The sequence below is a fragment of the Ideonella lacteola genome, from assembly GCF_038066555.1.
Classification (GTDB): domain Bacteria; phylum Pseudomonadota; class Gammaproteobacteria; order Burkholderiales; family Burkholderiaceae_C; genus Ideonella; species Ideonella lacteola.
In genome coordinates this window covers 202396-217437 of the sequence record NZ_JBBUTG010000005.1, presented here as the reverse complement: position 1 = coordinate 217437, position 15042 = coordinate 202396, and the positions used below count along the sequence as shown (strand labels likewise).

Annotated in this window: 18 protein-coding genes; 4 read left to right on the top strand and 14 right to left on the bottom strand. The window is 66.8% G+C overall.

Features of this window, described 5'->3' with window-relative positions:
* Positions 1-25 precede the first annotated feature (25 nt).
* Complete coding sequence (gene parC / locus AACH06_RS11040; protein WP_423222016.1) at positions 26-2356, top strand: DNA topoisomerase IV subunit A; 2331 nt, start codon at positions 26-28, stop codon at positions 2354-2356.
* A gap of 61 nt (positions 2357-2417) precedes the next feature.
* Here parC and AACH06_RS11035 read toward each other — a convergent pair whose 3' ends face one another.
* The 8 genes from AACH06_RS11035 to lexA form a co-directional block, all read right to left on the bottom strand.
* Positions 2418-3317, bottom strand: a complete 900-nt coding sequence (locus AACH06_RS11035; protein WP_341425728.1) for an NAD-dependent epimerase/dehydratase family protein — start codon at positions 3315-3317, stop codon at positions 2418-2420.
* Positions 3314-3715 carry a hypothetical protein gene (locus tag AACH06_RS11030; RefSeq protein WP_341425727.1) on the bottom strand — a complete coding sequence of 134 codons (402 nt, stop codon included), beginning with the start codon at positions 3713-3715 and terminating at the stop codon, positions 3314-3316. The genes AACH06_RS11035 and AACH06_RS11030 overlap by 4 nt, the downstream gene beginning before the upstream one ends.
* An 18-nt stretch (positions 3716-3733) precedes the next feature.
* A complete protein-coding gene (locus AACH06_RS11025; protein WP_341425726.1) occupies positions 3734-4186 on the bottom strand; it encodes a thiol-disulfide oxidoreductase DCC family protein in 453 nt (150 codons plus the stop codon).
* A 56-nt stretch (positions 4187-4242) separates the two neighbouring features.
* A complete protein-coding gene (locus AACH06_RS11020) occupies positions 4243-4833 on the bottom strand; it encodes a GbsR/MarR family transcriptional regulator (protein WP_341425725.1) in 591 nt (196 codons plus the stop codon).
* Positions 4834-4950: 117 nt separating this feature from the next.
* Entirely contained in the window at positions 4951-5436 is a 486-nt protein-coding gene (locus AACH06_RS11015) for a nuclear transport factor 2 family protein (protein WP_341425724.1), read from the bottom strand.
* 13 nt (positions 5437-5449) lie between these two features.
* A complete protein-coding gene (locus AACH06_RS11010) occupies positions 5450-5911 on the bottom strand; it encodes a nuclear transport factor 2 family protein (protein ID WP_341425723.1) in 462 nt (153 codons plus the stop codon).
* A 91-nt stretch (positions 5912-6002) separates the two neighbouring features.
* Complete coding sequence (locus AACH06_RS11005) at positions 6003-6332, bottom strand: helix-hairpin-helix domain-containing protein (protein ID WP_341425722.1); 330 nt, start codon at positions 6330-6332, stop codon at positions 6003-6005.
* A 39-nt stretch (positions 6333-6371) separates the two neighbouring features.
* On the bottom strand, positions 6372-7049 hold the full coding sequence (gene lexA, locus AACH06_RS11000; protein ID WP_341425721.1) for a transcriptional repressor LexA: 678 nt from the start codon (positions 7047-7049) through the stop codon (positions 6372-6374).
* Between the two features lie 103 nt (positions 7050-7152).
* Between lexA and AACH06_RS10995 the strand changes: the two genes are divergently transcribed.
* Positions 7153-8091: an asparaginase gene (locus AACH06_RS10995; protein ID WP_341425720.1), complete on the top strand. Its 939-nt coding sequence runs from the start codon at positions 7153-7155 to the stop codon at positions 8089-8091.
* A gap of 94 nt (positions 8092-8185) precedes the next feature.
* On the opposite strand, the gene AACH06_RS10990 is transcribed toward AACH06_RS10995, so the two are convergent.
* The 6 genes from AACH06_RS10990 to AACH06_RS10965 form a co-directional block, all read right to left on the bottom strand.
* Positions 8186-9538, bottom strand: coding sequence for an esterase-like activity of phytase family protein (locus tag AACH06_RS10990; RefSeq protein WP_341425719.1), 1353 nt, complete (start codon positions 9536-9538; stop codon positions 8186-8188).
* A gap of 106 nt (positions 9539-9644) precedes the next feature.
* On the bottom strand, positions 9645-10070 hold the full coding sequence (locus AACH06_RS10985) for an organic hydroperoxide resistance protein (protein WP_341425718.1): 426 nt from the start codon (positions 10068-10070) through the stop codon (positions 9645-9647).
* Positions 10071-10112: 42 nt separating this feature from the next.
* On the bottom strand, positions 10113-10589 hold the full coding sequence (locus AACH06_RS10980) for a MarR family winged helix-turn-helix transcriptional regulator (protein WP_341425717.1): 477 nt from the start codon (positions 10587-10589) through the stop codon (positions 10113-10115).
* Between the two features lie 174 nt (positions 10590-10763).
* Positions 10764-11180 (bottom strand): hypothetical protein, encoded by a 417-nt coding sequence (locus AACH06_RS10975; protein ID WP_341425716.1) that lies wholly within the window; start codon positions 11178-11180, stop codon positions 10764-10766.
* A gap of 101 nt (positions 11181-11281) precedes the next feature.
* The gene (locus AACH06_RS10970) at positions 11282-12487 is read right to left on the bottom strand and encodes a CaiB/BaiF CoA transferase family protein (RefSeq protein WP_423222015.1); all 1206 of its coding nucleotides are present in this window, start codon (positions 12485-12487) and stop codon (positions 11282-11284) included.
* 89 nt (positions 12488-12576) lie between these two features.
* Complete coding sequence (locus AACH06_RS10965) at positions 12577-13542, bottom strand: hydroxymethylglutaryl-CoA lyase (RefSeq protein ID WP_341425715.1); 966 nt, start codon at positions 13540-13542, stop codon at positions 12577-12579.
* Positions 13543-13604: 62 nt separating this feature from the next.
* Between AACH06_RS10965 and AACH06_RS10960 the strand changes: the two genes are divergently transcribed.
* Together AACH06_RS10960 and AACH06_RS10955 are read left to right on the top strand one after the other, a co-directional pair.
* Positions 13605-14348, top strand: a complete 744-nt coding sequence (locus AACH06_RS10960; protein WP_341425714.1) for an IclR family transcriptional regulator — start codon at positions 13605-13607, stop codon at positions 14346-14348.
* Between the two features lie 79 nt (positions 14349-14427).
* A complete protein-coding gene (locus AACH06_RS10955) occupies positions 14428-14943 on the top strand; it encodes a DUF1269 domain-containing protein (protein ID WP_341425713.1) in 516 nt (171 codons plus the stop codon).
* Positions 14944-15042 lie beyond the last annotated feature (99 nt).

Here is a 15042-nt window from a genome sequence, read left to right as displayed (position 1 = left end):
GTGGCCGTATGAATCCTGACCAATCATGACGATGGAACAAACCCCTCTGACCTTCACGCCCGATGGTGGCGACGGTGGCCACGGCGATGCGATCACGCTGGCGCACTACGCCGAGCGGGCCTACCTGGAGTACGCGCTCAGCGTGGTCAAGGGCCGCGCCTTGCCCGATGTGTGCGATGGCTCCAAGCCGGTGCAGCGCCGCATCCTTTATGCGATGGACCGCCTGGGTCTGGGCTTCACCACGGCCAGCGGCCCCAAACCGGTGAAGTGCGCCAAGGTGGTGGGCGACGTGCTCGGCAAGTACCACCCCCACGGTGACCAGGCGGCCTACGACGCCTTGGTGCGCATGGCGCAAAACTTCAGCCTGCGCTACCCGTTGATTGACGGGCAGGGCAACTTCGGCAGCCGCGATGGCGACAACGCCGCGGCGATGCGATACACCGAAGCCCGCCTGGCCCCGATCGCCCGTCTGCTGCTCGACGAAATCGACGAGGGCACGGTCGACTTCATGCCGAACTACGACGGCAGCGAAGAAGAGCCCAAGCTGCTGCCCTCACGGCTGCCGTTTTCGCTGCTCAATGGCGCATCAGGCATTGCGGTGGGCCTGGCCACCGAGATTCCCAGCCACAACCTGGGTGAGGTGGCCGCGGCAGCGGTGGCCCTGATCCGCAACGACGGCCTGAGCGACGACGAGCTGTATGCGCTTTTGCCGGGGCCGGATTTCCCCGGTGGCGGGCAGATCATCTCGAGCCCGGCCGACATCCGCGCGGCCTATGCCACCGGCCGTGGCTCGTTGAAGGTGCGCGCCTGCTGGAAGATCGAAGACCTGGCGCGCGGCCAGTGGCAGTTGGTGGTCACCGAGTTGCCACCAGGCAGCAGCGCGCAGAAGGTGCAAGAAGAGATCGAGGAGCTGATCAATCCGAAGGTCAAGGCGGGCAAGAAGGCGCTGACCGCAGAACAGACGCAGCTCAAGGCGGCGGTGCTGGCCGTGCTGGACGCGATGCGAGACGAGTCGAGCAAGGACGCGCCGGTCCGCCTGGTCTTTGAGCCCAAGAGCCGCACTGTCGAGCAGCAGGACCTGATCAACACGCTGCTGGCGCACACCAGCCTCGAATCGAGCGTGACGGTGAACCTGACGATGGTGGGCATCGACGGACGGCCGACGCAGAAGAGCCTGCGCCAGATGCTGACGGAGTGGATCGCCTTCCGCCAGGCGACGATCCAGCGCCGCACACAGCACCGCTTGCAGAAGGTGCTCGATCGGATCCATGTGCTCGAGGGCCGGCAGTTGGTGCTGCTGAACATCGACGAGGTCATCCACATCATCCGCAATTCGGATGAGCCCAAGGCCGCGTTGATCGAACGCTTCAAGCTCAGCGATCGGCAGGCCGAGGACATTTTGGAAATCCGCCTGCGGCAGCTGGCGCGTCTCGAAGCGATCAAGATCGAGCAAGAGCTGAAGTCGCTTCGTGAAGAGCGCGCCAAGCTGGAAGAGATCCTCTCCAGCCCTTCTGCCCTGCGCCGAACGATGATCAAGGAGATCGAGGCCGACGCCAAGCAGTATGGCGACGAGCGTCGCACCTTGATCCAGGAGGAAAGGCGCGCGGTCGCCGAGGTGAAGATCATCGACGAGCCGGTGACGGTGATCGTGAGCCTGAAGGGCTGGGTGCGTGCGCTCAAGGGCCACGAGATCGATGCGACGACGCAGAGCTTCAAGGCTGGCGATTCGCTCTACGGGGCGTTCCCGTGCCGGTCGGTGGACACGCTCTACGTGTTCGGCAGCAACGGCCGTGTCTACAACGTGGCGGTGGCGGGCCTGCCCGGCGGCCGCGGCGATGGCCAGCCCATCACCGCGTTGATCGAGCTGGAGGCCGGTTCGCAGCCGGCGCACTACTTCGCCGGATCGGCCGAGACGACGCTGATGCTGTCGAACACGGGTGGCTTTGGCCTGCTCGCCCGATGCGGTGATCTGGCCACACGGCAACGCGGCGGCAAGAGCTTTCTCACGCTGGAGGACAAGGAGCACGTGCTGCCCCCCGCCGCCGTGGCCGTCACCCACGGCCAAGTGGCCTGCCTGTCGCTGAGCGGCCGTTTGCTGGTCTACCCCTTGAGCGAGCTCAAGCTGCAATCGAAGGGCGGCCGAGGCCTCACGCTGATGGATGTGGACGCGAAAGACCCCCTGCTCTCGGTGACGACCTTCAGCGAATCACTGCGGGTGCTGGGCACGGGCCGCGGCGGCAAGCCGAAGGATGAAGTGATCAAGGGCGCTGCGCTGGCCGCCTACGTGGGCAAGCGGGCACGCAAGGGCCACAAGGTCGAGGGCATCGTCAAACCGCTGCGCGTGTTGGCGGGTTGATGCACGAAGGGGCGCGAGGGGATCGCCCGCGCGCCACTGGGCGGGGCGAGCCTGGGCCCCGTCAGGCGGTGCGGGTGCGGAGCGTGGCCAAAGGCGCGGGTTCGCTCGCCGGGTCGCGTGGTTCGCGGCCCAGCAGATCGCGCAGCGGCGTCGCGTCGGCGGTGTTGTCCGTGCCCAGCAATGCCAACGTTTGCTGGCCCCAGGGCGTGATCGGAAAGCGGTCGCCCCAGGCGGCGCTGGCGATCGTCAGGCGCTCGGGCAGCGCCATCACACGAGCCGGCGCGTGGCCGCGGGCGGCCCGCAGGCGCTGGATGAAGGCCGACAGGCTGGACACCTGCGGCCCGACCACCGGCAGCACGCCCTTCGGCACGGCGCTGCTGGACAGCGCCGCCACCACGGCCGCGGCCAAATCCTCCACATGCACGGGCTGGATGCGTGACGTCAGTGCCGCCTTCGGCAGCGGCAACCAGGGCAGCAGGGACAGGCGGTCGAACAAGGTGGCACTGGCACCGCCCGGCCCGTAGACCACGCTGGGACGAAGCACCAGGCCATCCAACTGCCCGGCTTGCGTGCGCTCGATGAGGTGACGATCGGCGGCGCACTTGGTACGCGCATAGGGCGTGGTGCCGTGGTCGATGCCCAGCGCGGAGATCTGAATCACCCGCCGCACCCCGGCCTGTGCACAGGCCGTGAACAAGGCCATGGGGGTCAGCAGGTGCACGGCCGACATCGGCCGTCGGGCGCTGTCGCGCAGCACGCCCACGGCATTGACCACCGCATCCACCCCATCCAGGCGAGGCAGCCAGGCCCCGGGGGTGGTGTCGCGCGAGAAGTCCACGAGGTGTTCACCCGAGCCGGGCTGGGTGGACGTGGTGCCCGCCACCTCATGCCCGGCCTGTCGCAACGCCCGGGCGATGTGCGCCCCGATGAAGCCGCGGTGGCCGCAGACGAGGACCTTCATGATGCGCTCGCTGCTTCTGCGGCGGTGGCCCGGGCCCGCTCGGCGGGCGCCATCGGCAGGCGCACATCGATGCGCATCATCTGCGAGACCTGGTGCCAGACCCGGCTGGCGATGAAAGCCACAGTGACGAAGATGCCGGCGAGCACCAGCCACAAGGTGCGGCGCAGCACGTCGACGGGGTCGGCGCCGTCTTCGAACCGGCCGAAGGTCAACTGCAGCACCACCGTGCCGGTCACCGCCAGCAGGTAGGCCGACCTTATCCAGAACTCGGCGCCGCCATCCGCATCGCACAGGCCGCGCAAGACCTTGGCGAGGATCGGCTCCAGATAGCGAACGGCGACGATCGGCAGGCACACCGCGAGGGTGAGCGACGAGGCAAAGATCAAGAGTGTGTTCATGAGAGGCTCCTTGGCGCGCTACCGTTGGCAGGTTCCATCGGCTTGGCAGCGTTGGGCCGAAGCACGTTGGGCCGCGCGGCGCGCGGTAGTTTCAAACAACAGGTGACTCAGGGCGCGCGGAATGCGGTGCCGGTTTCGGGCGACCACCGGATACAGCTTGTCCGCCAGTGGGCGAAGCACCGGCCAATTCGTGGGGGCCCACAACCAGCCCAGGCCCACCGCGCGGTAGGCGAGGCGAAACACCTCCACCCCGTTCAGCAGGCGCGCGTCTGCGGTCTGTGCGTGGATCAACTCCATCAGCGTCGACACGGTGGTGCCAGGCGGCGGCGCGTCGAAACCAGGTGCCGACACGTCGACAAAACGCAGCAGGCCTTCGGTGTTGCGGAGCATGAGGTTGGTCATCTCGGCGTTGCACAGCGCACACGAAGCGTCGTAGTAGATCGTCATCGGATAAGGGCTGGCGTGGTCCATGTTCTCTCCTTCTGAAATTTCGGCAAACACAGAAACTTTGAGTCAAAAAAAGGGGCTCAGAACGGTGGTGCGGGCAGCGGAGCGGGCGCCGCCGCATCGGCCTCGGTGGTGGGCTGCGCGCTGTCGGAGCCACGCAAGAATTTCTGCACCTTGGCACCCAGGCCCATCACCTTTTCGAGGGTGGCCGGGGTGAGGCGGAGCATCTCGTCCGACCAGGCTCCGAGCGACTCCATGAAGCGCAGGGTTTCGCGCAGGCGGTCCTGCACGTCGGGCGGCTCTTGTTGGAAAGATGGTTGCGCCACCAGTTGAGCCAGCATGCGCGTGGTTGGGTCGAACTCTCGCTCCTTGCGCTCGCGGACGATGGTGCGAAAGAGCTCCCACACGTCGTGCGAGGTCTCGAAGTAGTCGCGCCGGTCGCCCAGAAGGTGCGTCACCCGGATCAGTTTCCAGTTCTGCAGCTCTTTCAGGCTGGTGCTCACGTTCGACCGAGCGGCCCCGAGCGTGTCGCTGATCTCTTCCGCATGCAAGGGCTTGCCGTGGAAGAAGAGCAAGGCATGAATCTGGGCCACCGTGCGGTTGACACCCCAGGCCGAGCCCATCTCTCCCCAGTGGACGATGAAGCGGCGGCCGGTTTCGCTGAGTTCCATGGCGCCCAGCGTACCGCTTCTGTAATTTCTGTCAAGAGAGAAATTGGTGTCGAGCCAAGAGAGCGGCGTGGTGCCACGCCGCGCCCGCTGCCTGCCCACGGCGACGCTGGCCGCCGGTCAGGGTTTGGCGAGGCGGGTGATCTGCACCTGCACGATCTTCCAGACACCCTGCTGTCGGGTGTAGATGTCGGTGTATCGGTAGTGGGTGCTGAAAGGCTTGCCGTCCCAATGGCCAGTGATCTTGGTGCGGCCGGTCAGCAACGCGGTGTCGCCGTACTGGCGCACCTCGAATTCATCGACGGTGTAGGGGTCGATCTTCAGCTTGGGTGACATCAGGCCGTCGACGAACGACGCCTTGTCTTCGATGTCGGCATCGCCGTCGATCTGACGGAAATCCTCGGCCATGTTGGCCTCGATCGCCACGCGATCCTGCCGGACGATGGCCGCATCCCACTCGTTTGATTGGCGCGTCAGTTGCGCCATGTCCTCGGGTGTCGGTGCGGCAGCGTGGGCCCACGGCAAGCTGGCCGCCAGAAGGCCGGCGACGCCGACGCGAGCACAACGGATTGCCGCGCGTGCGAGGAAGGGGAGCAGACGGTTCATGAGGTACCGATGATCATGGTTCGGGCATTCGGGTGGATTGGGCCGACACACACCACCACTGCCCGTCACGTTGGATGTACACATGGGCGAATCGCGAGACCTCGGTCACCTGGCCCGTTGGTGCCCGAGCTGTCTGGCGGCCAAAGACCACGGCGGTCGCGCCCAGATCCAGCACGCGGATGTCGTCGGTGCTGAATCGCTGTGCCGATTGGCCCTTGGCCAGGGCCTGGAACAGTTGTGATCGGTCTATCACCTCACCCTGTGGCGAGACTGCCAGGAACTCCGGGGCGTAGATGCGGCCCAGCGTCCCGAAATCCTGAATGCGTACGGCTTCGACGCGTTGGTCTTCGATGGCGGTCAGCGTCTCTTCGGTGGTCGCTGCGGCAGACCACGCTGGCCACAGGCTGAGCACGGCGAACGCCGCGCCTGCAGTGCGGCGGACGAGGCGTGCCAAGGGCGAAAGGCGAGGCGACATGAATGCGCACCGGGTGGGTGACAAGGCGCGAACTATAGAGCGAGGGTGGGCAACCCTGGCCCGCCGAAACCGAAAGCGTCAACAGCGGCGATCAGCCCAGTGCCTGCCCGTGCAACTGCTTGCGCTCGGCGGTGTAGGCCCACCAAGGCTTGGGGGTGGCACCGTTCATGAAATCGACGATGGCCATGAAGGTATCCAGCACGCAAGGGTCTTGGCGTTGGCCGGTGGCTCGTTCGAGCTGGCGATACAGGGTGAAGGCATCTTGCCCGCGCAGGTCGGCCGGATGCTGGAAACCCAGCAGGCGCAGATCACCGGCCATCGCCGGCCCCACGTTCGGCAACTGTTCCAGCGTGTGGCAATCAGCCGCCGAAGCAGCCTTGGGCGCCTTGATCGGGCGGATGGGAGACAGCGTGCGGCCCATGTCGAGCAAGACCAGCGAAAGGCGACCAGCGAAAGGCGATCAGAACAGCATGTTCTGCCGCACCAGCCCGACAGCAATGCCCTCGATGGCGAACTCGACTTGGCCCGGCGCGATCACGATGGGCTCGAAGTCAGGGTTCTCGGGCAGCAGCTCAATCGTTTGCTTGGTGCGGTGCAGGCGCTTCACGGTGACCTCATCGTCCAGACGTGCGACCACGATCTGGCCGTTGCGCGCCTCGGCGGTCTTCAGCACGGCGAGCAGATCGCCGTCCATGATGCCGGCGTCTCGCATGCTCATGCCCTTCACCTTCAGCAGGTAGTCGGGGCGGCGTGGAAACAGGCTGGCCTCAAGCACGTAGGACTGCTCGATGTTCTCCTGAGCCAGGATGGGGTTGCCGGCGGCCACTCGGCCGACCAGGGGCAAGGTGAGCTGCGCCAGGCTGGGCAAGGGCAGCGAGAATTGCTTTCCGCGAGCCTCGTTCAGGGCGCGCAACGTGCTGGACTGAAGACGGATGCCTCGTGAGGTGCCGCCCACCAGCTCGATGACGCCTTTGCGAGCCAGCGCCTGCAAGTGCTCTTCGGCGGCGTTGGGCGAGCGAAAGCCCAGTTCGGCAGCGATTTCGGCACGCGTCGGCGGAGAGCCGGTGCGCTCGATGGTGGTTTGCACCAAGTCGAGAATCTGCTGCTGGCGGGCGGTGAGCTTCGGGCTGTCGATCATGGCGGCTGAGGCCGTCGGCGGGTGCTGAGCAGGGGTGCTAGCAGGCCAGCGTGACGGCTGAGGTTGCATCCAGTATCTGTATTTTTATCCAGACATGCAAGAAATGCAAAGCAATTCACTCGAAGAGCGCTTGGTGGTGATCCTCGCGACCGGCGGCACCATCGCGGGTTCGGGCGACGACGTGGGCTACGTGGCCGGGCAAGTGGGGGTGAAGGAGCTGGTCGCTGCGGTGCCCGCCCTGGGGCCGCGTCGGCTCGAATCGGAACAGGTGGCGCAGGTCGACAGCAAGGACATGAGCCACGAGATCTGGCAGGCCCTGGCGCAGCGCGTGGCCCACCACCTGGCGCGGCCCGAGGTGGCCGGCCTCGTGATCACGCACGGCACCGACACGCTCGAAGAAACGGCGTATTTCCTGCACCGCGTGCTCTCGCCGACGAAGCCGGTGGTGCTCACGGCCGCGATGCGACCCGCCACCTCGTTGCAGGCCGACGGCCCGCAGAACCTGCTGGATGCGGTGACGGTGGCCGCTTCGCCCCAGGCCAGCGGCGTCACCGCTGTGCTGAACGGCCGGGTGCACGGGCCGGTCGAAGTGCGCAAACACCAGCCTTTCATGCTGGACGCGTTCGAGTCGGGCGAAGCCGGGCCGGTCGCCTTGATCCAGGAGGGGCGCCTGCGGGTGTTGCGGGCCTGGCCGTCTTGTGAGGCGGTGGGCGTGGCACGCGTCTTGGGCCCGGTGGCCGGCTGGCCGAGCGTGGCCGTGGTGGCCAGCCATGCAGGGGTGGACGGCGCGGTGGTCGACGCGATCGTCGCGACAGGCGTTCAGGGCCTGGTCATCGAAGGCACCGGCAATGGCACGGTGCATGCGTCGCTGTTGGCGGCTGCCCAGCGCGCCCAAGCGCGCGGGCTGCCCGTGTGGCGCGCCACGCGCTGCCCTGGCGGCGCGATCGTCGGCGCGCCGGATGGTGCATTGCCCTCAGCGGGTGAGTTGTCCGCCTCGAAGGCGCGCATCGAGATGCTGCTGGGCCTGATGGCTGCCGTTTGAAGCGGCAGCACACCGCGCCCGATCGGCCTCGCACGCCGCACGGGCGTTGCCAGTGCTGCTGTACCCCGAGAGTTGGGCGTGGGCTCTCAAGCTCTCAGAGCGCAGGCTTGAACTTTTGCGGCTCGTAGGCCGAGCCGTTCAGGTCCGCGTCGTCGAAGGCGAAGACGAAGAACTGGTTCGGGTTGGGCAGGCCGCCCGGCGCCACCGAGAGGAAGTCGTTGTCGTTGGCGATGTAGAGCGTGTGCTTGACGGCGCCATCGATCACCACGTCCTCGCCAAATGCCATGCCTTCGAGCTTGGCGGGGATCGCGGTGTCTGCCAGGCCCGCCGCGTTCAGCGCGGCGCGGATGTCGAGGAACAAGGTCTTCGCGGGCGCCTTGGCCAGCAGGTCGTTCGCGCCTTCGAGGGCGCTCACGTCTTCAGCCTGCGCCAGATCCACCTTCCAGACCTGCTTCACCACCGCGGCCGAGTTGTCGCCCAGGCCCTTGCCATCACGCTCGAGCACCAGGAACTCGTGGCTGTTCAGCGCCAGGATTTCGCTGCTGTTGTAGGCCTTGTTCAGCGACGGAATGAAGTTGTCGTAGGCGTACTGGTTGACGGCACCGGTTTCGATGTCGATCTTCACGATCCGGTTGGCACGGCCACCGTCACCACCGTCCTGGATCAGCGGGCTTTGCATGAAGCCGAACAGCGTCTTGCCGTCCGGTGTGATCGCCAAGCCTTCCATGCCCTTGTTGGCCACGCGGCCACGCGTGTTGCCACTGATCTCGGTGGCGCCGATCGCTGACTTGGCCGCGACTGCGAAGGTTGATTCCGGCAGGCTGAACACGCGGGTGCGTTTGCCCGTTTCGCGGTTGAATTCGTAGACGTAGGGGCCGTACTCGTCGGAGATGTAGACGCGCTTTCCGCTGCGCGACACGCGCACGGCCTCGGGGTCGAAGCGGGCGTCCATCGGGCTGAGCGAGCCGGTGTCGCCGTCGAAGTTGTCGGAGCGGCCGCTGAAGTAGTGCCGGTTCTTCTGGTTCACTGGCGGAACGACCGGCCCGTAGACCAAGGCGTCGCGAGAGAACAGCGTGGTGGTGCCGATCAGTGCGGGCGTCAAGGTGAAGGGCAGGTTGCCGTCGGCCACCGGTGTGAGAGACAGCGTCAGCGTTTGCAGGCGTGGCACCCAGCTGGTGGTGTTGTCGACGTTGGTGTTCCACGCCGTGGCGTTCGGCCCGCGATCGGGGACCGCGACAAACGTTTGGCCGCCGGCCCAGGCCAGGCCCGACCCCAGACCGCCCAGCATGTTCGCCGGAGCACCGTTCTCGAGGGCATAGGTCAGTCCCGACAGGTCGCTGCCATCGCCGGCCAGGCTGCCCTTGGCGATCAGTGTGACGGCGGCATGGACGGGCGTGAGGGCGGTGGCGCAGGCCAGCGCCAGCGCGCTGAAAACAAGACGGGACATGAAAAAAGCTCCTCGGGTCGATACAACCCGAGGAGCTTCGCGAGGCGAGGTGACGCTGTCATGACCCGTCGATGACGGGGCGATGACAAGGCCGCGCCGCGGGCGCTCAGACCACCGTCAGCGACACGTCGATGTTGCCGCGCGTGGCGTTCGAATACGGGCACACCTGGTGGGCCGCGGCGACCAGCTGCTCGGCAGCAGCCTTGTCCATGCCGGGGATGCTGATGCTCATCGCGACCTGGATACCGAAGCCGTTGGGAATCGGGCCGATACCGACGTCGGCGGTGATCGACACGTCGGCCGGCAACGCGATCTTCATCTTGCCGGCGACGGCCTTCATGGCGCCGATGAAGCAGGCGGAATAGCCCGCAGCGAACAGTTGCTCGGGGTTCGTGCCCGCGCCACCGTCACCGCCCAGTTCCTTGGGCGTGCTCAGGCTGAGCGAAAGGCGGCCGTCGTCAGACTTCGAGGTGCCGGTGCGGCCACCGGTGGAGGTGGCGTGGGCGGTGTACAGAACCTTTTCGAGGGCCATGATGTCTTCCTTGGTGTGGTGGAGGGAGGGTCAGCATTTCGCTCAGGCGGCTGCCTGGGCGATGTTGTCGCGCAGCGCCTTCAAGCGCCGCGTGAGGGAGGAAATCTCGTCGAGCTGGCAGTCCATCGCGCACAGCACCTGCTTCGGGATGGATTCGGCCTGGCCCTTCAGCGTGCGGCCTTCGGCGGTGAGTTGCACCAGCACCCGCCGCTCGTCGGCGGCGTCTCTCAGCCGCTGCACCAGACCGGCGGCTTCCAGCCGCTTGAGCAGCGGAGTGAGGGTGCCGGAGTCCAGCGTCAACCGCTCGCCGATCGCGTTCACCGGCTGGCCATCTTGTTCCCACAGCACCAGCATCACCAGGTATTGCGGATAGGTCAGGCCCAGAGGCGCCAGCAGCGGCTTGTAGAGCTTGGTCATCGCCAGCGAGGTGGAATACAACGCGAAGCACAGCTGCATGTCGAGCGCCAGCCAGGAGGCCGTGGCGGCTTTCGTGGAGCGGGGCGTGCGCGTGTTCGACATGGGCTGAACTTTAGCGGGCAATTTAATTGCACACAATTGAAATGGTCTTTCGGCGCCCGGCCGATGTATGGGGTCGAGCGTGCGATTCCGGCCACTCGGGCGGGCCACTCGGGCGGACCGCTCGGCGCAGGAGCGGCCGCGACAGTAGTCCGCCGGCAGTGGGCGAAGGGTTCGTCAGCGCACGACCTTCAGCACCCGCTGGTCATCTTCACTCGTGTAGCACTGCACCGTGACTTGCCCCAGGTCTCGGCCTTGGGAATCGACTCGGGCAATCTGCACCGAGTACAGGTGCGCCGCGACGGGTTGCTTGGCGTACTGGATGACTTCGGTGCCCGCCGTCTGGACGCCGACGATGCGGGCGCTGCCGCCTTGGGCCGTCGTCGCGGCGATGGCCTGTTGGGCGCAGGCCTCACCCGGCCGCTGGCTGCCCGACGACGGCACGCCGGCCCCAGGTACCTTCACCGTGGCCGTGTCGGCGCCGCAGGGCGTCTGGCTGAACGTATTGCCGCAGCGATACAGCTGCTGCGAGTGGCCGACCATGGGCCACAGTGCCAACAGCGTCACGCCCACCCAGCGATGTGCGAGTTTCATGAGATCCCCTCCTTGGCGGCAGACGATAGCAGCGCAGAGGTGGCCGTGGCTTCCCTCTGATGGGGGGCACGGGCAGCGATGGATTGGCTGGTTGAGAGGCCCTATGCCACCACTCGCGCGGCGCGAAGGGCGCTGATCTCACCGTCGAGGTAGCCCAGCCCGCGCAGCAACGTGTCGGTGTGCTCGCCCAGCGCGGGTGGGTTGCGTCGCACGGGCAGTCGATCACCATCAAGCGCCAGGGGCAGCAGGGCCGTGTGGGTGTGCACGGCGTGGCCGGCGCCGCTGCCGTCCGCCGGAATGGTCATGGGCGCGAGGCCCCCTGTGGCCTGCAGATGGGGATCGTCGAACAGGTCGTGCGGTTTCGTGATGGGGGCATAGGGCAGCCCCACACGTTCGAAGCGGGCGGCCAATTCGCCGGCGCTGTGCAGCGAGAAGCGGTCTTTCAACAGGGGCAGCAGCCACTCGCGGGCGCGGACGCGGTCGTTGTTGCTGCCCAGCCGAGCATCGGCGCGCAAGTCGGCAAAGCCGAACTCGTCGCACATCAGGCCCCATTGGGTGTCGCTCACGGCCGCGAGGAAGATCTGTTCGCCATCCTTCACGGTGAAGACGTCGTACACGCCCCAGGCGGAGATGCGGCTGGGCATGGGCGCTGCCGCTTGCCCGGTGACGGCGAACTGCATCATGTGCTGTGCCACCAGGAAGATGTTGTTCTCGAAGAGCGCGCTTTGCACCTGTTGGCCGCGGCCGGTGCGTTGGCGCTGTTGCAGCGCCGCCAGGGTGCCGATGGCGCCGAACATGCCACCCATGATGTCGTTCACGCTGCTGCCGGCGCGCAATGGGCGGCCCTCGGGCCCGGTCATGTACGCGAGGCCACCCATCATCTGCACCACCTCGTCGAGCGCCGTGCGGTGGTCATAGGGGCCAGGCAGAAAGCCTTTGTGAGAGACGTAGACCAGGCGCGGGTTGAGCTGCGTCAGCGCTTCGTAGCCGAAGCCGAGCTTGTCCATCGTGCCGCTCTTGAAGTTCTCGCTGAAGACGTCGGCCTGCGCGGCGAGCTTCAAAACGATCTCCTGACCGCGCGGGTCTTTCACATCCACCGCGAGGCTTTGCTTGTTGCGGTTGAACAGGCCGTAGAAGCCAGCCCCCGAGCCCAGGAGCCGCCGGGTGTTGTCGCCCGACAGGGGTTCGACCTTGACCACGTCCGCGCCCAGGTCACCCAGGATCAGGCCGCAGGTGGGGCCCATCACCATGTGGGTGAATTCGACGACGCGGATTCCGTCCAGCGGCAGTGGGGTGGTAGGGCTCATGCGAAGGTGTGTTCGTTGGTGGGCGCTTGGGCGAGTGTGCCGTGGTTGCGCTCGGGGGCGCTTGGTGCACGGGCTGGGCGGCGCTGAATTCAGGCTGGGCTGGGGCGGCGGCCATCGGCGTAGGTGAAGCCCAGGGGCAAGCCGGCCTCGGGTGTCATACCGTACAGGGATTCGCCTGGCAGCCCGGCCGCGAGCACCGCCCGGGCCACCAAGAGCGGTTCCAGGTCGACGCCAGTGCGCACGCCCATGGCCTCGAACATGAAAACAAGGTCTTCAGTGACGACGTTGCCCGAGGCGCCTGGTGCATACGGGCAGCCCCCCAGGCCGCCCTGGCTGGCATCGAAGGTGCGCACCCCGGCCTCGTAGGCGGCCAGGCAGTTGGCCAACCCCAGGCCGCGGGTGTTGTGCAGGTGTGCTGCGCCAGCGCGCTCGCCGAGTGCGCGGCGCAGGCGGGTGAACAGGCGCCTGACCTGGGCGGGGTTGGCCATGCCGGTCGTGTCCGACAGGCCCACTTCGTCAACCCCGGCGTGCGCGAGTGCGTCGGCCAGGCGAATGACATCGTCCTCGGGAACGGCGCCTTGCAGCGTGCAGCCGAACGCGGTGGACACGCCCACCTCCAAAGGCACGTGCGTCGGTTGACACCGGCACAGCGCGGCCATCTGGCGAACCTCTTCGAGCATCTGTTCGCGCGTCTTGCGCACATTCGCCATGGAGTGGGCTTCGCTCGCGGACACCGGCACGGTCAGCTTGCGTGCGCCGGCTGCGAGAGCTGCTTCGGCTCCGCGCACATTCGGCACCAAGGCCATCACGGTGATGCCTGGGTGGCGGGCGGTCGAATGGCGCACCACCTCGGCCACATCGGCCATTTGCGGCATCAGGCGGGCCGGCACGAAAGAGCCGACCTCGATCTCCTTCAGCCCCGCTTGGGCCAGGGCGTCGATCCAGGCCAGCTTGGCCTCGGTGGGCATGGTGCGGCTGATGCTTTGCAGCCCGTCACGTGGCCCGACCTCGCTGATCAGCACCTCAGGGGTGGTGCCGCGGTTCACCGTTGACATCTGTTGCTCGTTCTGTAAGATAGAACGTAGTTCCAAAAGAAAGAATATTACCCGGACCTCACATGCCTCGCAAGCCTGCCCAACCGGCCGCTGCCGATGAAAACGCCGCACCTGGCGGGGCGGCCGCCGTCGACCGGGCTTTGAGCTTGTTGACCGCCTTCCGCCAGGGCGACGAGGGCCTGCCACTCGCTGAGTTGGCGCTCAGGACGCGCCTGTACAAGAGCACGGCGCTTCGCCTGCTGGCGTCGTTGGAGCATGCCGGCTTGCTGCGGCGCCGGGCCGACGGGTGCTATGCGCTGGGCCCCGAGGTCGCGCGGTTGCAATCCATCCGCGCCGCCTCGTTCTCGCTCGAGGCCGAGGTGATGCCGGTGTTGCAAGAGCTGGTCGACCAGACACGCGAGAGTGCCGCCTTCCATGTTCGCCAGGGTCAAGAGCGGCTGTGTCTGTACCGGGTGGATTCGCCTCAGGTGCTGCGCGACCATATCCGCGCCGGTGATGTGCTGCCGCTCGACCGGGGCGCGGGCGGCCGGGTGCTGTTGGCCTTTGATGCGGCTGGCGGCGCGCGGGGCAAGCTGTACGAGCAGATCCGGCGCGATGGCGTATGGGTGGCCAGTGGCGACCGCATCGAGGGCCTGACCGGCATTGCCGCGCCCGTGTGGGGGGCGACCGGCGAGTTGCAGGGGGCGTTGACGTTGACGCTGCCGGATGCGCGCCTGAAGAGCAGCTTCTCTCCGGCGGTGCGCCGGGCGGCGCAGAAGCTGTCTCAACGCCTTGGTGCCAACCCGGCTTCCCCCGCTTCTGATTGACAGCCATTGTCGGCAGGCGTAAACCTTCGCTACCGCGCGAAGACGCTGTCAGCGTATGAGGCGTGGTGGAGGAGGCCGTATGCGTAGACGCCTTTATGTGGTGTTGCCTGACGTGGCCAGTGCGCGCCAGACCGCCAACGATCTGTTGCTGGCCCGTATCGAGGACCGGCACATGCACTTCCTCAGCCGGCGCGACATGTCGCTGGAAGAGCTGCACGAGGCCAGCTTTCTGCAGAAGACGGATGTGCGCCACGCTTTCTTCCTGGGCGCTGGCCTGGGGGTGCTCGGCGGCGCGGCGCTCGGCGTCTTCCTGAAAATGACGGACCTGGGCAACGGCTACACCTTCGATGTGGGCACGCTGCTGCTGTGCACCGCGGGCGGGCTGGTGTTGGGGGCCTGGGCATCGACGCTGATCGGCGTGTCCACACCGAGCGTGGCGCTCAAGCCCTTCAGCAGCGACCTCGAGGCCGGCAAGATTCTGCTGATGGTCGATGTGCCGAGTTCTCGGGTGCAAGAGATTCAGCGTCTGCTCGAATCTCGCCATCCCGAGGCCGATCACAAGGGCATCGATCTCACGATGCCGGCGTTCCCGTAGGCCGCGCGCCTCCATGTAGGACGCCGGCTACAGCGCGCGGCGACAGCGTCTGGTAGCCGCCGGGTGCAGCCGTCTCCACGATACGCACAGATCCCACAC